17 protein-coding genes are annotated in these 17,782 nt (G+C 67.7%); 5 read left to right on the top strand and 12 right to left on the bottom strand.

Annotated features, from left to right (window positions below):
• Positions 1-6 precede the first annotated feature (6 nt).
• From HRU76_02760 to HRU76_02745, 4 genes are all read right to left on the bottom strand, one after another.
• Positions 7-1,407: a hypothetical protein gene (locus HRU76_02760; GenBank protein ID QOJ16578.1), complete on the bottom strand. Its 1,401-nt coding sequence runs from the start codon at positions 1,405-1,407 to the stop codon at positions 7-9.
• Positions 1,408-1,437: 30 nt separating this feature from the next.
• Entirely contained in the window at positions 1,438-2,667 is a 1,230-nt protein-coding gene (locus tag HRU76_02755; GenBank protein QOJ16577.1) for a threonine synthase, read from the bottom strand.
• An 88-nt stretch (positions 2,668-2,755) separates the two neighbouring features.
• Entirely contained in the window at positions 2,756-3,616 is an 861-nt protein-coding gene (locus tag HRU76_02750; protein QOJ16576.1) for a hypothetical protein, read from the bottom strand.
• A 207-nt stretch (positions 3,617-3,823) separates the two neighbouring features.
• On the bottom strand, positions 3,824-4,546 hold the full coding sequence (locus tag HRU76_02745) for an RlmE family RNA methyltransferase (protein ID QOJ19068.1): 723 nt from the start codon (positions 4,544-4,546) through the stop codon (positions 3,824-3,826).
• A gap of 161 nt (positions 4,547-4,707) precedes the next feature.
• On the opposite strand from HRU76_02745, the gene HRU76_02740 reads away from it, so the two are divergent.
• Complete coding sequence (locus HRU76_02740) at positions 4,708-5,562, top strand: alpha/beta hydrolase (GenBank protein ID QOJ16575.1); 855 nt, start codon at positions 4,708-4,710, stop codon at positions 5,560-5,562.
• Between the two features lie 57 nt (positions 5,563-5,619).
• On the opposite strand, the gene HRU76_02735 is transcribed toward HRU76_02740, so the two are convergent.
• From HRU76_02735 to groL (HRU76_02715), 5 genes are all read right to left on the bottom strand, one after another.
• On the bottom strand, positions 5,620-6,183 hold the full coding sequence (locus HRU76_02735) for a nucleotide exchange factor GrpE (GenBank protein QOJ16574.1): 564 nt from the start codon (positions 6,181-6,183) through the stop codon (positions 5,620-5,622).
• A 156-nt stretch (positions 6,184-6,339) separates the two neighbouring features.
• Entirely contained in the window at positions 6,340-7,500 is a 1,161-nt protein-coding gene (gene dnaJ, locus HRU76_02730; protein ID QOJ16573.1) for a molecular chaperone DnaJ, read from the bottom strand.
• An 89-nt stretch (positions 7,501-7,589) separates the two neighbouring features.
• Complete coding sequence (gene groL, locus HRU76_02725; GenBank protein ID QOJ16572.1) at positions 7,590-9,203, bottom strand: chaperonin GroEL; 1,614 nt, start codon at positions 9,201-9,203, stop codon at positions 7,590-7,592.
• Positions 9,204-9,351: 148 nt separating this feature from the next.
• Positions 9,352-9,642, bottom strand: a complete 291-nt coding sequence (locus HRU76_02720) for a co-chaperone GroES (GenBank protein QOJ16571.1) — start codon at positions 9,640-9,642, stop codon at positions 9,352-9,354.
• Between the two features lie 86 nt (positions 9,643-9,728).
• Positions 9,729-11,405: a chaperonin GroEL gene (gene groL, locus HRU76_02715; GenBank protein QOJ16570.1), complete on the bottom strand. Its 1,677-nt coding sequence runs from the start codon at positions 11,403-11,405 to the stop codon at positions 9,729-9,731.
• Between the two features lie 444 nt (positions 11,406-11,849).
• On the opposite strand from groL (HRU76_02715), the gene HRU76_02710 reads away from it, so the two are divergent.
• The 4 genes from HRU76_02710 to HRU76_02695 all read left to right on the top strand — a co-directional run bounded on the left by HRU76_02710 (position 11,850) and on the right by HRU76_02695 (position 15,390).
• On the top strand, positions 11,850-12,599 hold the full coding sequence (locus HRU76_02710; protein ID QOJ16569.1) for a hypothetical protein: 750 nt from the start codon (positions 11,850-11,852) through the stop codon (positions 12,597-12,599).
• A gap of 70 nt (positions 12,600-12,669) precedes the next feature.
• Positions 12,670-13,413, top strand: coding sequence for an SMC-Scp complex subunit ScpB (gene scpB, locus HRU76_02705; protein ID QOJ16568.1), 744 nt, complete (start codon positions 12,670-12,672; stop codon positions 13,411-13,413).
• A 140-nt stretch (positions 13,414-13,553) separates the two neighbouring features.
• The gene (locus HRU76_02700) at positions 13,554-14,231 is read left to right on the top strand and encodes a metal-dependent hydrolase (GenBank protein ID QOJ16567.1); all 678 of its coding nucleotides are present in this window, start codon (positions 13,554-13,556) and stop codon (positions 14,229-14,231) included.
• Positions 14,232-14,289: 58 nt separating this feature from the next.
• The gene (locus HRU76_02695) at positions 14,290-15,390 is read left to right on the top strand and encodes a 6-phosphofructokinase (GenBank protein ID QOJ16566.1); all 1,101 of its coding nucleotides are present in this window, start codon (positions 14,290-14,292) and stop codon (positions 15,388-15,390) included.
• Positions 15,391-15,406: 16 nt separating this feature from the next.
• Here the strand turns inward: HRU76_02695 and HRU76_02690 are convergent, their stop codons facing one another.
• The 3 genes from HRU76_02690 to HRU76_02680 all read right to left on the bottom strand — a co-directional run bounded on the left by HRU76_02690 (position 15,407) and on the right by HRU76_02680 (position 17,590).
• A complete protein-coding gene (locus HRU76_02690; GenBank protein QOJ16565.1) occupies positions 15,407-16,276 on the bottom strand; it encodes an NAD(+)/NADH kinase in 870 nt (289 codons plus the stop codon).
• A gap of 145 nt (positions 16,277-16,421) precedes the next feature.
• Complete coding sequence (locus tag HRU76_02685) at positions 16,422-16,736, bottom strand: transcriptional regulator (GenBank protein QOJ16564.1); 315 nt, start codon at positions 16,734-16,736, stop codon at positions 16,422-16,424.
• A gap of 194 nt (positions 16,737-16,930) precedes the next feature.
• Positions 16,931-17,590, bottom strand: coding sequence for a DUF3553 domain-containing protein (locus HRU76_02680; GenBank protein ID QOJ16563.1), 660 nt, complete (start codon positions 17,588-17,590; stop codon positions 16,931-16,933).
• Positions 17,591-17,782 lie beyond the last annotated feature (192 nt).

Below are 17,782 nucleotides of genomic sequence, written 5' to 3'. Positions count from 1 at the left end.
TGCGAATCAACGTCCACCGGTCGGCACGAACCCTGTTGTTGCTTCACCGGACTTGACCGGCACGCCGGGAATCAGAATCTCCACGTCCAGCGCCGCACTTCCCGGCTCGAAGGACGCATCCGCTGTGTACAGGTCGGGCTTGAGCACCATGTCCACGGTCTGCACGTCCCCGGGCAGATCATCCAGGTTGAATGCGGCCAGGTTCAACGGTTCGCTCTTTCCCTGGTGGATGATGATCGTGCTCATCGGCCATTCCCGGTCACCGGCGCGAAGCCAGGCGCGGAACGCGAAGTTGGTCGGCGCATCGGTCACGTTCAGCGTGCCGCGCAGACTCGGACGCCGGGCCTGAAGACCGCGCGTGAGCGGACCGATGGTGATTGCCCGTTGCATGGCCGACGCGAGGTTGGCGTCACGGGTTGGCGTGACGAGGGGCTGATCGGCGGCGACTACGGTCACTCGCCACCAGATCTCCTCGGTCCATTCCTCGTAAGGCGGATCGAATCCAATGGGGAAACTCGGTCGGCCATTCGGGTAGTGCTTGGCCCGGACACGAAATCGCGCTGCCAGCTCATACTCGCCCGGGGGTTGCTTGATTCGCACGCCATATCCAACCCCTGGCATGGAAATCTCGCCCACTACACGCCACCTTGGGCTCGTTTCAAGGACTTCGTAGAGCGTCGTGTCACCCAGCCGGAGTGACTCAAGCCATGACTGCTGATCCACGGAGTGCCAGGTGCGCCGGATGGTTCTTCCGACGCGCGGGTCATACGACATGCGCAGCGGCATGATTCCGCCGGTGCGGACACGCCTGACCTCGGCCAGTTGAAGGCCCGGCGCTTGCCGCAGGAAGCGCTGCAGCTGCTCCGGTGCAAGCCGACCGTCCTCGAGCGCCAGGTAGATCAGGTCGCCCCAGCGGGAGTTCCACTTGGTGGTACGATCGGCCTGCATCGTCAATGCGAGTTCAACGAGCGACGCCATCTGCGACTCGCTCAGCGCGCCGCTGTCCCACCGCTTCCAGAGTTCCTTCAGCGCATCATCCGCCGTGAGCAGGCCGCCGTGACGGGCTTCAAGTGTGAGCCACCACACCGGCTTGATGGCCATCCAGTCCACGTTGCGAAGATCACGCTCGGCTCGGAGTCCAATCGCCGCGCCTGAACCGACGACACCCGCGACGCCGAGGACAACGAGCGTTGACGATCGTCTGCGGTTCCCGATTCGGATCGGCTTTTTCCCGCCCAGCGCGCGGCCGCATTCCGGGCAGCGCTCCGGCAGCGCGGGCGTACCTGACAGGTCGTATCGGCACGTGCGGCAAAGGGGGTGGTCATCGAGCCGACGCCCGCGCCAGCCACGAAATGCCAGTCCGAATCCGGCCAACAGCCCCAGTCCGAAGAGGACATACCACCACATGCCCTGCAGTGTACCTTCGATGCCGCCGAATCAACCCGCCACCTTCGCCCAATCCACCGGCTTGTGACAATCCAGTGACACGAACTCGACGCCCCGGTCCATCACCTCGACATACTTCTGCACCGCGCCGGTGTTGAACAGCACGATGCGCTCGTCAGGCCGAACCCACCCCGCGCGCAGCCCCTGCTCCAGCACATCCAGCCCCGCGGCGGATTCGGGGCAGAGGGCGACACCCTCCAGTTCGCAGCCCAGCCGCATCCACTCGATGAGCCGCGACTCATCCGCCGCCACGGCCCGGCCGCCGCTGGCGCGCACGGCGTCGAGGATCATGAAGTCTCCCACCGCCCTGGGCACGCGCAGCCCGGAGGCGAGTGTGTGCGGGTTCGCGGGGGGCGGGGCGAAGCGCTCGCCCGCATCGAACGCGGCGGGAATCGGCGCGCATCCGGAGGACTGGCAGGCATGGAGGCGCGGGAGTCGTTCACCTTTCAGCCAGCCGACCGCCGCCAGTTCCTGCCACGCTTTCCACATGCCGATCAGCCCCGTTCCGCCGCCCGTGGGGTAGAGCACGACCTCTGGAAGGCGCCAGTTGAACTGCTCGGCCAGTTCCAGCCCCATCGTCTTCTTGCCTTCGAGGCGGTAGGGCTCCTTGAGTGTGCTGAAGTCGAACCAGCCCATCGCGTCGCGGCCTTCGCCCACGAGGCGGCCGCAGTCGTGGATCAGCCCGTTGACGAGGAACACCCTCGCCCCGTGCAGCGCGGCTTCGAGCCGGTTGACGATGGGCGTGTCGTTGGGCATGAAGACGAAGCACTCGATGCCCGCCCGGGCCGCGTAGGCCGCCGCCGCCCCGCCCGCGTTGCCCGCCGTGGGCAGGGCGATTCGCTTCACGCCCAGCGCCCTGGCCATGCTGACGGCCATCGCCATGCCGCGGGCTTTGAACGACCCGGTGGGCAGCCGCGATTCATCCTTGACGAACAGGTGTTCGACGCCCATTACCTTCGCCAGCCGATCGCATCGAAGCAGCGGCGTCATGGTCTCGCCCAGCGACACGATGTCCTCATCGCGTTCGACGGGCAGAAACTCGCGGTAGCGCCACAGGGTTGATTCACGCAAGGCGAGGTCGCCGCGCTTCACAGCGCGGCCGACGGCTTCAAGGTCGTAGCGCACCCACAACGGGCGGCCTTCGTGCGTGGTCTGCGGCGTGCGCGCGGGGAACCGGGTTCCGTCGATCGCCGCTTCAAGATGCGTGACATGGGAAGGCATGAGCGCGGCAGGATACCGCGCGCGGGGGGCCGAAGGAGGTCAGGAGAACGGAGGAGCAGGAGAACAGAGCGGCCGCACCGGGCGGCGTCTACGCCACTGTGCGCACGCCCAGCCCCTGCGGGTAGCGGTCACCCAGGGCGCGAAGCACGAAGTTCGCGCCCGCCCTGTCCAGTCCGAAGGCGTTCACCACGTCGCGGATGTTCACCGGCGGTTGATGGGTGAATCCCGCCGCGTCCAGTTTCGCGCCGATGTGCTTCACCAGCTCCTCCAGCCGTTGTCGGCGGCCGATGGCGGGACCGCGACGCTCCACGTCGGCCTGAATCTCGGCGGCGGTGAGGCGGCCGTCGCGGTCGGCGTCGATCTGTCCGACGATGCCCGGCGGGAGTTTCGCCTCGGCGGCATCGACCGCCTGATCGCCGTTCAGGTCGAACGCGCTGATCCACTGCTTGGCGAAGAGGGCCGCATCCAGCGTGGGATCGGTCGTCATCGCCCGCGCCAGGCCCTGCTTCAGATTCGCTCGAAGTTCATCGGCGGAGACCAACCCGTCGCCGTCGGCGTCGATGGCGGCGAAGCGATCGTCGGTCGCCCGCAGTTCGTGCTGCGAGAGGAGCCCGTCGCCGTCGGCGTCGCGCGTTTGCAGCAGGTGCTGAACGGTTCTTTCACCGACTTCCTTGAAGAGCGGCTCGAGCCGCGCCGCCAGGTCGGTGAAGGCGCCGGAACGCACGATGTCGTCGATGGCCGCCCGGTCGATGGACCGGATGGGCGGCAGCAGCGTCGGGTCAACGACTCCTGCCGTACTGGCGACCGTGGGCATGCCGCCCACGGGCCAGGAGCCGGTCGTGGGCGTGGTCGGCGCCACGTCGGCGGCGGGGGCCGTCGCCGATGTCCGGGGCTGGTTGCCCAGCAGGTGCTTGGCGTATTCGGTCAGTGAGGCGGCCTTGATGTTCATGCGTCATCTCCTGGGAACCAGTAGAGTCCTGAGCAATCCACGCGCCGCGCGAGCCCGACCGAGGGCCAAGCCGCGAGCTCCGCGGATGACGGGAGAATCCGCCGATCGGCTGGTCCCGCGCCGCGCCCGGGCGCGCAGAACCTGCGCTTCAGGGCGCAGAATCCGGGTGATGCGAATCGCCCATGTGCCGTGAGGGTTCTCGCCCCCTCAGCGCTGCGCGCCCCATCCCGCGCCGGGGCGCTGACGCGGACGAGGCAGTGCCTGCTCATCCGCCCTGTCCGGCCCGGCAGTGGAGCCGGCCCGGTACCCCTGCGCCAAGATGTAGATCTCCACCGACTCGCTGCGCGACGCCTTGGGCTTGAAGCCGCGGCAGTCATCGAACAGACCCTTGGTGCGGTCGAGAAGTTCGCGGTAGTCGGCCCCCTCGAACACCTTCATCACCACGCTGCCGCCGGGCCTCAGCAGCGCGGGGCAGCGGTCGAGGAGTGCGTGACAGAGCCGCACCGAGCGATGGTGATCGCCGCGCGGGTCGCCGGTGGTGTTGGGGGCCATGTCGGAAAGGATCACGTCGAAGCCGCGCCCTTCCGCTCCTGCCAGCCGGAGCAGTTCCGCCGGGTCGATGGCGGTGAAGTCGCCCTGCACGGTGCGGGTGTTGCTCCCGCCGCCGCTGGGACCGCCCCCCTGCGGCTCAGCGCGCGTGCCGAACAGGATCGGCTGCAGGTCGATGCCCACCACCACGCCGCGCCCCCCCACGCGCCGGGCGGCCACCTGCATCCAACTGCCGGGGGCCGCCCCGCAGTCGAGCACCCGGTCGCCGGGCTTGAGCAGACGCCGCTTGTCGTCGATCTCGATCAGTTTGTAGGCGGCGCGCGAAAGATAGCCGTCGCGCTTGGCCTGGTGGAAGTAGTGATCGTGAATCTCGCGGGTCATGGATGCGGACAGTCCACGGATGAACACGGATGAATCGGGATGTCGGACGGCGAACTGGGTTGCGTTGCGAGGCGAAGTGTATATGAGGATCGGGCGCGCATGACCGAGATTCCGGCCAGCACGGCGACAACGTCCACGCGGTGCGGGGGTTGATCCGGGTCATGCTTGCGTACACTGCGCCCGTGCTGGGCGTGCTGCTGTTCTTCGGCGTTGCGGGGCTGCTGGTCGTCGTCGTGGTGACGGGGCTGGTGGCGACGGAGATCGTCCGCCCCCGCCGCCTCACCGAGTCGTGGGCCATCGCCCGCGGGCTGCCCAGCGACCCGGGTGAGTGCGGCCTGCCGTTCACTTCCTGGGAAGCAACGATCGGCGAGCGTCGAACCCTTCCTGTTTGGGACGTGATGGGACAGGGCGGCGGCTCGGGACCGACGATCGTCCTGGTCCACGATCACGGTGAATCGCGGATTCCGCTGCTGGCGGACCTGCCCGCGTGGGCGAGCGTTGCGAAGCGCGTGATCCTCTATGACCGTCCGGGACATGGCTGGGCTGCCGGCATCGCCCGGTGCGGCGCGGGTGAAGGCGATCACCTCCGCCGCCTGCTCGAACATGTCGAGGCGGATCGGGTTGTGCTGATCGCGCTGGGCGAAGGCGGAGGCATCGCGACGGAGGCCATCGCAGATGCGTTGGTGCGTCGACGCATCACAGCCGCCGTACTGGTTGGAGAACACCCGACGCAGAGGACCGTGGTGCAGGAACGCCTGGCGGCTCACGGGCTGCCGCGATGGTTGTTTCGCCCGCTGGTCATGCTCACCCTGCGAGCACTGGGCGTTGGGGAAGCCGGGGAAGCCGGGGAACGCGGACGGACCTCGAACGCCCCTGTTCCGATCCTGCGGCTTCCGGCGAGCCGCGATGACAAGACCGACTCGCCGCTTGGCCCCGGTGTCGCGGGACGAGTGAGCGAGTTCCTGCGCCGGGTGTGTGGTCTATCTCCAGACGAAGAACCCTGCGCGGCCGGTTGAGCCGCTGCAGCAAGGTCGAGTCCGGTTCATGAATGTGATCCGGAGAGGCGGCGGGGTCTACTCGCCCTCCGGCGCCACGGCCACCTTGGCGGGACGCAGCACCATGTCGCCGACCATCACGCCGGACTGGAGGCATGAGACCACGTGGTTGGGCTTCACGTCCGCTGCGGGCTGGCGAAGCACGGCCTCGTGGCGGTAGGGGTCGAACTCTTCGCCTCGTCTGGCCTCGATCTTCTGCACGCCGTGCGTCTCGAGGGCCTTGATGAGTTCGGCTTGGACCATCTTCACGCCCCCCAGCAACTGCTCGACGGTGAGTCTGGAAGCGTCCTGGCTCACGGCGATCTCGAAGTGATCGAGCACCGGCAGCAGGGTTCGCAGAACCGCGACCACGCCGTTGAAGCGCTCACGCTGTTCGTTCTCACGCGAGCGTCGCTGATAGTTGGCGAAGTCGGCCAGCGCCCGCTGACGGGCCGCGATGGCGTCGTCACGCTCCTGCTGCAGTCGGTCGATGATCGCCGCGGTTTCGGCGCCGGCGGCGCTGGCTTCGGCTTCGGCCTCGAGCCGGGCTGCTTCAGCGGCGGTTTCGTGTTCAGTCGGCATGTCGTTGCGGGTCTCGGTCATGGCGGTCGGATGGTTGTCGTTCACCGGGTATCAGTGTTCGGCCTTCACTTCAGAAGGGCAGGCAAGTCAGGGCGTCACTCCGTCATACGACTGAGCGGTCCGGGCGTTCGCTGAACGGCGCCCCTTGAAGCGCCGAACCGCCTGGTCTGTTGCTCCTCATCCGCCCGTGAAGGCGTCCTTCACGCGATCCCACCACGAGGGTTGGTCCGTGCCCACAGCGAGGTTCTCCGTCTGGGCCAGCTGCTCCAGCAGCTTCCGCTGCTGGTCGGTAAGCTTGCGGGGCACGACGATCTGCGCCACCACCACCAGGTCGCCGGGCTTGCGTGATCGCAGGTCGGGCAGACCGCGGCCCTCGAGGCGGAACATCTTGCCGTGCGGCGTGCCGGGCGGAATGGTGAACTTGGCGGGCTCCTTCAGCGTGGGCACTTCGATCTCCGCGCCGAGCGCGGCCTGCGTGAAGGCCACCGGCAACGGCAGCACGAGGTTGTTGCCGTCTCGCTGGAAGATCCGGTGCGGCTGCACGCGAACGACCACGTGCAGGTCGCCTCGCACGCCCTTGCCGTCGGGGCTCATCTCCGGCGGCGGGGGCTCCCCCTCGCCCTGCACGCGCACCGCCTGTCCGTCGTGAATGCCCGGCGGAATGCGCACCGCCAGTTTGCGCTTGACGCTCACACGCCCCGCGCCGCGGCAGTCGGCGCATTTCTCGGTGATGAGCCGCCCGCGCCCGCCGCACTGCGGACAGGTGGTGACCATCTGGAACATCCCGCCCAGTTGAGCGCGGGCCACCTGACCCTGTCCCCGGCAGGTGGGGCAGGTGATGGGTTCGAGGCCCGGCTTGCCTCCCGTGCCGGAGCAGGTCTGGCAGACATCGAGCCGCTTGAACTCGACCTCGCGCTCGGCGCCGTCAAGGACTTCCTCGAGCGTGATCTCGACCTCGGTCTCCAGGTCGTAGCCGCGGGGTACGCCGCCGCGCCGCGATCGTCCGCTGCGCCCGCCGCCTCCGCCGAATCCCATGCCGGCGAAGATGTCGTTGAACATCGAGAAGATGTCCTCGGCATGCATGGAGGAGAAGTCGTGTCCGGGCGTGCCGCGCAGCCCCGCGTGCCCGTACTGGTCGTAGCGAGCGCGTTTTTCAGGGTCGGAAAGAACCTCGTAGGCCTCGGAGGCCTCCTTGAATCTGGCCTCGGCCTCCTTGTCGCCGGGGTTGCGATCCGGATGATGCTTCATCGCCAGCCGGCGATAGGCGCGCTTGACATCCTCGGCGGAGGCGTTCTTCTCCAGCCCGAGAATCTCGTAGTAGTCGCGCGTGGCGGGCACGTTGGGTCCACTCCCATTCGGACGAAAGCCCACGGCGCTGTGCCCGTGGGCTTTCCTGGTTCAAACGTCAGTGTCGCACGAGCGAGCCGTCACGCAACGGCCCCTTCCACCGGCTCGGTCTCATCCTTCAGGTCGGTGATGACGACATCGGTCGTGAGCATCAGACCCGCCACCGACGCCGCGTTGAGCAGGGCGTTGCGGGCCACGAGCGCCGGGTCGATGATGCCGGCGTCGATCAGGTCCACGTACTCGCCCGTCGCGGCGTTGTAGCCCACCGCGCCCTTGGCGGACTTGACCTTCTCGACCACCAGGTCGCCGTCCACGCCCGAGTTGCGGGCGATCCACCACAGGGGTGATTCCAGCGCCCGGGCCACGATGCCGTAGCCAATCCGCTCATCGCCCTTGGCCTTGGCGCTCGCCTTCTCAACGGCGTCGATGGCGCGGATGAAGGTCACGCCGCCGCCGGGCACGTAGCCCTCCTTGGCCGCGGCTCGGGTGGCGTGCAGGGCGTCCTCCACGCGATCCTTGCGCTCCTTCATGGCGGTTTCGGTGGCGGCGCCCACGTTGACGATGGCGACGCCGCCCGTGAGCTTGGCCAGCCGCTCCATGAGCTTCTCGCGGTCGTAGTCGCTGGTGGAGCGCTCGTGCTGGGCCTTGATCTGCGCGGCCCGGGCCTCGATGTCCTTCTTCTTGCCCGCGCCGTTGATGATCGTGGTGCTGTCCTTGTTGACGATGACCTTCTTGGCCCGGCCCAGTTCGCTCGGATCGATGTCGGCGAGGTTGCGTCCCAGATCCTCAGCGAAGAACGTGCCCCCCGTGAGCACCGCGATGTCGCCCAGCATGGCCTTGCGACGGTCGCCGAATCCGGGGGCCTTCACGGCGCAGACCTGCAGCACGCCGCGCAGGCGGTTGACCACCAGCGCGGTGAGGGCTTCGTTCTCCACTTCCTCGGCGATGATGAGCAGCGGTTTGCCGCCCGTCACCACCTTGTTGAGCAGCGGGATCAGGTCCGCCAGGTTGGAGATTTTCTTCTCGTGGATGAGGATCTGCACGTCCTCCAGCACGCACTCGGCCTTCTTGGGGTCGGTCATGAAGTAGGGGGAAAGGAACCCCTTGTCGAAGGCCATGCCCTCGACGTACTCCAGCGTGGTGTCGGCGGTCTTGCCTTCCTCGATCTCCACCACGCCGTCCGCGCGGACCTTGTCGATGGCCTCGGCGATGATGGCGCCGATCTCTCGGTCGTGGTTGGCGCTCACGGTGGCGACCTTCTCCAAGTCCGCCCGACCCTTGCACTTCTTCGCCAGGGCGTTGATGGCCTCGGCCGCGACCTTGGCGGCCTCATTGATGCCGCGCTGCACCGCCACGCCGTTGGCGCCCACGGTGACGTGCTTGAGCCCGTCGTTGAAGATGGCGGCGGCGAGAATGGTCGCCGTGGTCGTGCCGTCGCCCGCCACGTCGCCCGTCTTCTTGGCGACCTGGTGGACCATCTTGGCGCCCATGTTCTCGAACGGCTCGGGGAACTCGATCTCCTTGGCGACGCTGACGCCGTCCTTGGTGACGCCCGGTCCGCCGTAGGACTTCTGGATCACGACGTTGCGCCCGGTCGGCCCGAGCGTGGAGGCCACGGCGAGAGCCAGGCGGTCCACGCCGCGCTTGAACTCGAGGCGGGCGGCGGAATCGAACTTCATCTGCTTGGTGGACATGGTGGTGTTCTCGGCTAGCGGCTGTCGGCGAAAGATCGTGAAGACAGCAGGCGAACGAAGGGACGGAGCGCGACGCGATGTCAGGGAGCGGCGCTGGGCCGGCTGCGGCGTTGCCGCCAGCCGACGGCCAAGAGCCGACAGCCCGATGTCAACCCTCGATCAGCCCGAGCAGTTCGCTCTCGCGCATGATCAGGTGCTTGACATCCTTGATTTCGATCTCGGTCCCGCCGTACTTGGAGAAGACGACAGTGTCGCCCTTCTTGACGCTGGGCTTGATGCGCTCGCCGTTGTCGAGCAGCTTGCCCGGGCCGACGGCGACAACCTTACCCTGGACGGGCCGCTCCTTGGCGGTTTCGGGCAGGTAGATGCCCGAGGCGGTCTTCGTCTCGGGGTCGAGGGGCTTGATGAGAACGCGATCTTCAAGGGGTCGGACGGACATGTGAATCTCTCCGTGAGTCGTTGTTCGGTGTTGATCTGTTCAGTGAGTTTGTGATGCGAGCAGACGCGCCGAGCGGGAAGCGTCGCTCAGAACCCCATCCCGCCCATGCCCGGCATGCCGCCCATTCCGCCGCCGCCGTGATGGTGATGGTCATGACCGTGGTCGTCGTCCTTCTCCTTCGGCGCCTCGGTGATGATGCAGTCGGTGGTCAGCAGCAGCGAGGCCACGCTGGCGGCGTTCTGCAGGGCGGTGCGGTCTACCTTGGCGGGGGTGATCACGCCGTCCTTGAGCAGGTCGCTGTATTCGAGCGTCAGGGCGTTGAAGCCCTTGGGGCCCTTCATCTCCGCGACCCTGGCGACGACGACGGAACCCTTTTCACCTGCGTTGTCGGCGATGGTCTGCAGCGGCACCTTGAGGGCGTCCGCCACCACGTCCACGCCGAACTTCTCATCGCCGCGCACGCTGGCCCGCACCTTGTCGAGCGCGGCGGCGGCGCGGATGAACGACACCCCGCCTCCCGGCACGATGCCCTCTGCCACCGCGGCGCGCACGGCGTGCAGTGCGTCCTCCACGCGGGCCTTCTTCTCCTTCAGTTCCGCCTCGCTGCCCGCGCCGACCTTGATCTGGGCCACGCCGCCGGCCAGTTTGGCCAGCCGTTCCTGCAGCTTCTCGCGGTCGTAGTCGGAATCGGTCACCTCGATCTCGCGGCGGATCTGCTCGATGCGGGCCTGAATCTCCTTCGTCGATCCCGCGCCCTCGATGATGGTGCAGGTATCTCCCGTCACCTCCACCTTCTTGGCCATGCCCAGCTGGCTGATGGTGATCTTGTCCAGTTCCAGGCCCAGGTCCTTCATCACCGCCGTGCCGCCCGTGAGCACCGCGATGTCCTGCAGCATGGCCTTGCGGCGATCGCCATAGCCCGGCGCCTTGACGGCGCAGACGTTGATCGCGCCGCGCAGCTTGTTGATCACCAGCGTCGAGAGGGCCTCGCCCGTCACGTCCTCGGCGATGACCAGCACCGGCTTCTTGGCTTCCAGCACCTTCTCCAGGAAGGGAACCAGCTTGGTGAGCGAGTCGATCTTGTCCTCATGCACCAGCACCAGGCACTTCTCAAGCTCGACCTTCATGGCCTCGGCGTTGGTGACGAAGTTGGGGCTGAGATACCCGCGGTCGAACTGCATGCCCTCGACCACCTCCACGATCGTCTCCAGCCCCTTGCCTTCCTCGACGGTGATGACCCCGTCCTTGCCGACCTTCATGAAGGCGTCGGCCATGATCGACCCGATCGCCTGATCGTTGTTGGCTGAGATCGAGGCGACGTTGGCGATCTCGTCCTTCTTGCTGACGTTGATGGGCTTGGACTGCTTTCGGATGTCCTCGACGACGGCGTCGACGGCCAGGCGCATGCCTCGCACCAGGGCGTTGGCCTCCACGCCGGCGGTGATGTGACGCAGTCCGGCCTTGTAGAGGGCCTCGGCGAGCACGGTGGCGGTGGTGGTGCCGTCGCCGGCGTCATCGCTGGTCTTGGTCGCCGCCTGCTTGACCAGCTGGGCGCCCATGTTCTCGACCTTGTCGCGGAGTTCAATCTCCTCCGCCACGGTGACGCCGTCCTTGGTCACGGTGGGTCCGCCCCATGACTTGTCGAGCACCGCACTGCGCCCACGGGGCCCAAGGGTGCTCTTGACGGCTGCGGCAAGCTTCTCCACGCCCGCCAGCAGCGCCTTGCGGGCTTCCACGTCAAACGCCAGTTCCTTCACCGCCATGCGTCATCTCCTGCAGGATCGACCAGTTTCCCCGGTCGCGGCTCTCGAACGAGAAATGCGGTTCATGACTCGGAACAGGCCTTGGTCTCGTGCGCCCCATCGGCGCGGAGACAGACCTGCATCGTTTCTCCAACAGACAAAGGGCGCGCCACTCCGCAAGGTGTCAGAATTTCGTACAAGCTCATAAATGGATTGGACTTATGGATGCCAAGCCGCCTTCGGACCGATCTCCGCGTCTGACACGTCGCCATCGGACCATCCCATCGACTGCCAAGCTGGCAGGCGGCCGGTCACGGCGATCAACCCGATTGCGACACGAACAATCCCGGTCGAGCGGTTCCGAACCACTCCCGGACGTGGTAGGATTGCCTGGTCGGGCGACAACGCGGCGGGTGATCCCGTCAACCGCGTCCTCATGGGGGTAACAGCCGCCGGAGTGTGTTCATGGTTCAGACCGCCATCGCAGCCCTGTTGACCGGCTCGACGTTGGTCTGCGGCTCCGCCTCGTCGCGGTCCGGCGACGATCCCAGGCCCATTACACGCCATCTGGCGGTGGTCGAGGGCGAGGATCGGGCCGCGATCGATCCGGGCTTGTTCTTCGATCAGGTGGTCCGTCGGTATCGCGACATCTCCGTGTACGAAGATTCCGTGCTGATCGAGCAGGTAACGGCCCGTGACGGCGCCGCCGCGGTTCGTGAGGAGACGCACGTACAGTGCGCCATCACCGATCAGGGCGCGCTGCACGTGATCACGCCGGGCGAGCAGGTGCGCCGAGGCAGCGGACTGGGCCATCTGCTGCGCGGCACGCCGGCGGCGGAGGAGATCAAACGCCGCCTCGATCTGTGGATGGCGCCGCACCTGACGCTGCGATTCGAGGACAAGCCGCTCGAACGCTTCCGATCCGGCGTGCAGGAGGGCTTCACGCCCGTCAAGGCCGAGACGGTCACCGTGCGCGACGAAGAACTCATCCGGCTCGAACTGCGCTCCGGCGACGGACTGAGCGGGGACTTCCGCGCCATGTACGAGGTCTTCGTCAACCCCGACACCCTGCTCATCATGCGGGTGCGCGGCGTGCAGGTCATGCCCGACGGCGCCAACCTGCTCACGGACTACACCATCACGCCCAGGTCCGTCGTCACGCGCGAGGGCGTCGATCTGGCCCGTCCTGCCGCGCCGGCCGGGGCGACCATCTGACGCCCGCGCTCGAATGGTTCAACCCTCGCCACTGCCATCGGTGGTGCGTCGGTGATACCCTATCCATTGCATGAACACCGCTGAACTGCATGACCCACGCGAGGCGGATGAGCGCGACGCCGCGGAGCCGGTCGCCGCTCTCGAGCGCGGCGTCGTACCCTGCGCCGAGTACCCGCTGACGCAGCGCGTCGAGGCGCTGCTGCTGTCCACGGATCGTCCGCTGACGGACGGCAAGATCGCCGAACTGCTGGGCGTCACGCTCGAAGCGGGCGGGACGAAGGCCATCCGCGAGGCGATCGAGTCGCTCAATGCAAGCTACGTCGAAACGGGCCGCACCTTCCGCATCGAAGCCGTGGCGGGCGGGCGGCAGATGCTGACGCAGCCGCAGTTCGGCCCGGTGCTGCACCGGCTGCATCAGTCGCGCCTGCAGTCGCGGCTCACCCCCGCCGCGATGGAGACGCTCGCCATCATCGCCTACCGCCAGCCGGTGCTGCGCACGGAGATCGAGGCCATCCGCGGCGTGGCGTCAGGCGAGGTGGTCCGCACGCTCATGGAGCGGCGCCTGGTGACGATCGTGGGCCGGGCCGAGGAGATCGGCCGTCCCATGCTCTACGGCACCACGCGCGAGTTCCTGCGCGTCTTCGGACTCTCATCCCTGGATGACCTGCCGCAGGCGAAGGAGCTGCGAATCCCCGGCGTGAAGAAGAACCCGGTGAAGAAGAATGAAGGCGCGGGATCGGAACCGGACGCGGCAGCGGCTCAGGCGGACCCGGCGACGGGCTCCGTCGCGATGCGGGAGCCGGCGCGGGGCTGAATGGAATCGCGTTCCGCGGGTCCATCGCACGATCACAGGCGAGACGCCCGCGCCGCCGGCGCCGGTCGAGGTCGCCCATCCCCGGCGCCGCACGCTACGATGCGTGCATCATCCATCAGGCCGCCCGCACGGAGCACGTCATGTCAGTTTCACTCACGTTCCTGGGCCACTCCGGCTTTTTGATGTCCGACGGCACGACCACTGTCGCGGTGGACCCGTTCCTGACCGGCAACCCCGTCGCCACCATGAAGCCGGAGCAGGTGACCTGTCAGGCCGTCGTGATCACGCACGGGCACGGCGACCACATCGGTGATTCGGTGGCGATCGCCAAGCGCACCAAGGCCACGGTGTATGCCTCGTGGGAGTTCTACGAGTGGGCCGGACCCCAGGGCGTGACCTGCGAGCCCATGAACATCGGCGGGCGACTGGCGCTGCCCAACGGCGCGGGCTGGATCGCCTTCACCCAGGCGTTCCACTCCTCATCCAACGAGGGTCGCTACTTCGGCATGCCGATGGGCGCGATGATCCACCTGGGCGGACACACCATCTACCACACCGGCGACACGGGGCTCTTCAGCGACATGAAGCTGCTGGCGGAAATCTACAAGCCGGACGTCCTGTGCATCCCCATCGGCGATCGGTTCACGATGGGACCGGAGCTGGCCACGATCGCGGTGGAGCGGTTCATTCAGCCGAAGGTGACGATCCCGATCCATTACAACACGTTTCCGATCATCGAGATCGACCCGTCGAAGTTCGCGCCCAGGGGAACGCAGGTCGTGCGACTCAAACCGGGGGAGACGTGGCGCGCCGCCTAGCTCCGCCGCGGCGCGCGGCTGAGTGTTCCCGCATCATCGCCTGACGGATTCGACTCGCATGAAACGAATCGGGATTCTGACCGGCGGGGGTGACTGTCCGGGACTCAACGCCGTGATCCGGGCCGTCGCCAAGACGGCCATCTACCGCCATGGGCTGCGCGTCTTCGGCATCGAGGATGGGTTCCAGGGACTGCTGGAGGATCGCCTGGGCGAGCTCTCCGCGCTGCACGTGTCGGGCATTCTCGGACGGGGCGGCACCATTCTCGGCACCAACAACCGGTGCAATCCGTCCCGAGTCCACGTGGGCGAGGACGCCTCCGGAGCACCGCGATTCGAGAACAAGGTGGCGGTCTGCCTCGACACCATCCGGCGGCACGCCATCGACGCTCTGGTCGTCATCGGAGGGGACGGCACCATGAGCTGCGCCGCGCCATTCGTCGAGGCGGGCGTCAACGTCGTCGGCGTGCCCAAGACCATCGACAACGACATCGTCGGAACCGACATCACGTTCGGCTTCATGACCGCGGTGGACACGGCGGCCGAGGCGCTGGACCGGCTCCATTCCACCGCCGCCAGTCATCATCGCGTCATGGTGTGCGAACTCATGGGTCGCAACGCGGGGTGGCTCACGCTGCATGCGGGCGTGGCTTCGGGGTCGGACGTGATCCTGCTGCCCGAGATTCCCTTCGATCTGGATGTCATCTGCGCATTCGTGCAGTCGCGGCGCCAGCGCGGGCGCGGGTTCTCGATCGTGGCCTGCGCCGAAGGCGCCAGGCCACGCGGGGGGGAGGTGGTGGTGCAGCGCGTCGACGCCCGCAGCCACGATCCCATCCGCCTGGGCGGAATCGGCAAGTGGACGGCGGACGCCATCGAGCAGCGCACCGGCATCGAGACGCGCGTCACCGTCCTGGGCCACACGCAGCGGGGCGGGCCGCCCATCCCCGCCGACCGCGTGCTGGCCACCCGCTTCGGCGTTCACGCCATGCAGCTGCTCATGCGCGGGGCGACCGGGCGCATGGTGGTGATGCGCGGCGGCGAACTGGACGACGTGGACCTGCTCACCGCGGCGCACAAACAGCGGCTGGTGTCGCCCGACGATCCGCTCATCGACGCGGCCCGGGCGGTGAAGACGTGCTTCGGCGACGTACTGCCGGCCTGACGCCCCGCCGCGCGGCTCACGCGCCGCGGTCGCGGTATGAGGGCGGCGCGGCCCAGCGCATCTTGTCCAGCAGGATGCGCCAGTAGCTCATCGAAGGGTTGGTGATGAACCGCGCGCGTCGTTCATGACGGTCGATCGTCACCACGTCGCCGGCGCTCAGCGGCACCTGCTCCTGCCCGTCCAGCACCAGCGGCGTGCCGGGGTTGGGGCGGCGGATCTCCACCCGCAGCCGCGTCGCGGCGCTGAGCACGATCGGGCGGAACGCCAGCGAGTGGGGCGAGAGCGGCGTGATGATCATCGCCTCCACGCCCGGCTCGACGATCGGTCCGCCGGAGGAGACGTTGTACGCCGTCGAGCCCGTCGGCGTGGACACCATCACGACGTCGCCGGTGAGCACGGGGCCTTCGTCGCCGTTGATCGACAGCCCCAGTTCGATCATCCGGTAGGGCGGTCCGGCGGTGACGATGCAGTCGTTGATGGCGGTGCGCACAGACTTGACGGCGCCGGATCGGTCCCGCACTGTGGCGCGCAGCACCATGCACTCGCGCGTGGGAGGCGAGGGGCCGAAGATCATTCCGACGTGCTCGCGCAGCGAGTCGAGGTCGAACTCCGCCAGGAAGCCGAGCCGTCCGAAGTTCACGCCCACCAGGGGCAGGCCGCGGTCAAGAAGCCGCCTCGCCTGGGAGAGCAGGGTGCCGTCGCCTCCCAGCACCACGGCCAGCCGGGCCGTCTCGGGCAGCGACTGATCCGATCCCCGTGCGGTGTCGTAGACGCCCAGCACGTCGGCGTGCGGGTCGATGAGGCCGCGCACCTCCTGCACGCGGTCGCGCACCTCGGATCGGTTGGAATCCAGCAGCAGGATGGTGCGGGGACGCTCGGCAGGCATGGCGAAACGGTAGGCAGGGTGAGGCGGGCGCCGGCGCTGCCGTCGGCTGGCAGCCGTCAACCACCGTCCAAAAACACCCCACCCTCCGGGCGTTGATCGGAGGGTGGGCTGCCGATGGCGTTCGGTCTGGAACTCAAGGAGATCTTCAGTCGGCGTCCTCGGCGGCGCCGTCGTCGGCGTGACGCCGGCCCCGGTTGGCGTCGCGGTTGGCCTGCTCGAGCATCCGGCGCAGATAGGTGTTCTCGCGGCGCGTGGCTTCGAGGTCGAAGACGAGGTACTTCACGGTCAGCCGCAGGTGATCGAGCGATTCCTGCAGTTCGTTGATCGAGGCGTGGAGTCGCTCGCGGCGCTGCTGGGTCTCGGCGGCGAGCCGCTCCAGTCGGGCGCGGTCGGCCTCCGGCAGTTCCTTGATGCGTCCCATGAGTTCGGCGAACTTCGTCTGGAAGAGCTGCTCGTCCATGTCCCGTCTCCGTGTCTTGGCGTCCGAGGACGCATGTGTGGGGTTGACCGGAGGGAAGAGGAACAATCGTCGCGCCCCGAAGTGCGTTGGCGTGCCGGCGACGCGATGAACGCGCCGTCGACGCCCCGCGTGCCCATTTTCTGGGACACGCACTCACAGCCGTTCGTTCCAACCATGCGGGATGTTGCAGAAAATCAACGCGAGGCGTTGAAGCGCGCCACCGCCTTGCGCGCCGCGGGAGGAGCCGACGCCAGCGCCGCCTCCACGAGGCCGTGATCGAACCTCGCCTCCTCCAGCAGCCGGGCCAGGTGTTTCTGCCGCACGAACGCCCAGCGGTCGAAGTACTGCTCCAGTTCGTGCCTTGTGTGTCGGCTGAGCGGATCGCTCAGTCCGGTCTGCGCCACCGCCCAGTCAATGAGACTGCGTCCCACCGGCTCGAAGCGCCACAGGTTGAGCGTGGCCTTGAGCCGGGCCCCGAGCGGCAGGAATGGATCGTTCGCCGAAGCGGGAATGCCCATGAAGGCCTCCTCCGGCTTCCGCTTGCTGATCGAGGCGAGCCAGCCGCCCTCCGCGGGCGACTCGGTCGAGGCGGGGGCGGCGGATGTCGCAGCGGCGGCCCCGGAGGGGCTGGCGACCGGCGTGCCGTTCTCCGACGGGGCGTCCACGGGCGCCAGGGCGGCGCCGATGGTGGAGAGCGTCTTGAGGCCGGCGTTGCCGAAGCGGATCACCAGTCGCTGCGACGGCTTGCCGCCCACCGACACCGGGGCGACCTGCTGCACCACGCCGATGCCCCATTCCGGGCGATTCTCATGGCGGACGCGATCGCCGGCCTTGAACGAGATCGTTCCCTGCATTCTGGTCTCCATCCCGACGCTGAGGGGCCGTGGGCCCGCGCGCGGCGCGGATCATTCCGCTCGATCAGTCGGCGTCCTTCGGCCCCATGCACCGACGCCCCGACGATCGCGGGCGACCGTGTCGGTGCGTGCCGGGCGTGTTGGACGGGATTCCTCAAGCGTCCGCTTCGAGGCGGACTCGCGCGGGCTCAT

The organism is Phycisphaeraceae bacterium (genome assembly GCA_015709595.1).
In the GTDB taxonomy this organism is placed as follows: Bacteria; Planctomycetota; Phycisphaerae; order Phycisphaerales; family SM1A02; genus CAADGA01.
Note: the sequence above shows the minus strand (reverse complement) of the source record. Positions and strands in the feature narration are given on the sequence as shown.

Bases quoted from the DNA above. Each gene is read 5' to 3' on its own strand.
- scpB (QOJ16568.1), top strand. From the start codon at position 12,670: ATGAACACCGCTGAACTGCATGACCCACGCGAGGCGGATGAGCGCGAC.
- HRU76_02735 (QOJ16574.1), bottom strand. From the start codon at position 6,183: ATGACCGAGACCCGCAACGACATGCCGACTGAACACGAAACCGCCGCT.
- HRU76_02710 (QOJ16569.1), top strand. From the start codon at position 11,850: ATGGTTCAGACCGCCATCGCAGCCCTGTTGACCGGCTCGACGTTGGTC.
- groL (QOJ16570.1), bottom strand. From the start codon at position 11,405: ATGGCGGTGAAGGAACTGGCGTTTGACGTGGAAGCCCGCAAGGCGCTG.
- HRU76_02720 (QOJ16571.1), bottom strand. From the start codon at position 9,642: ATGTCCGTCCGACCCCTTGAAGATCGCGTTCTCATCAAGCCCCTCGAC.
- groL (QOJ16572.1), bottom strand. From the start codon at position 9,203: ATGTCCACCAAGCAGATGAAGTTCGATTCCGCCGCCCGCCTCGAGTTC.
- HRU76_02700 (QOJ16567.1), top strand. From the start codon at position 13,554: ATGTCAGTTTCACTCACGTTCCTGGGCCACTCCGGCTTTTTGATGTCC.
- HRU76_02695 (QOJ16566.1), top strand. From the start codon at position 14,290: ATGAAACGAATCGGGATTCTGACCGGCGGGGGTGACTGTCCGGGACTC.
- HRU76_02740 (QOJ16575.1), top strand. From the start codon at position 4,708: ATGCTTGCGTACACTGCGCCCGTGCTGGGCGTGCTGCTGTTCTTCGGC.
- HRU76_02760 (QOJ16578.1), bottom strand. From the start codon at position 1,407: ATGTGGTGGTATGTCCTCTTCGGACTGGGGCTGTTGGCCGGATTCGGA.
- HRU76_02755 (QOJ16577.1), bottom strand. From the start codon at position 2,667: ATGCCTTCCCATGTCACGCATCTTGAAGCGGCGATCGACGGAACCCGG.
- HRU76_02680 (QOJ16563.1), bottom strand. From the start codon at position 17,590: ATGCAGGGAACGATCTCGTTCAAGGCCGGCGATCGCGTCCGCCATGAG.
- HRU76_02750 (QOJ16576.1), bottom strand. From the start codon at position 3,616: ATGAACATCAAGGCCGCCTCACTGACCGAATACGCCAAGCACCTGCTG.
- HRU76_02690 (QOJ16565.1), bottom strand. From the start codon at position 16,276: ATGCCTGCCGAGCGTCCCCGCACCATCCTGCTGCTGGATTCCAACCGA.
- HRU76_02685 (QOJ16564.1), bottom strand. From the start codon at position 16,736: ATGGACGAGCAGCTCTTCCAGACGAAGTTCGCCGAACTCATGGGACGC.
- HRU76_02745 (QOJ19068.1), bottom strand. From the start codon at position 4,546: ATGACCCGCGAGATTCACGATCACTACTTCCACCAGGCCAAGCGCGAC.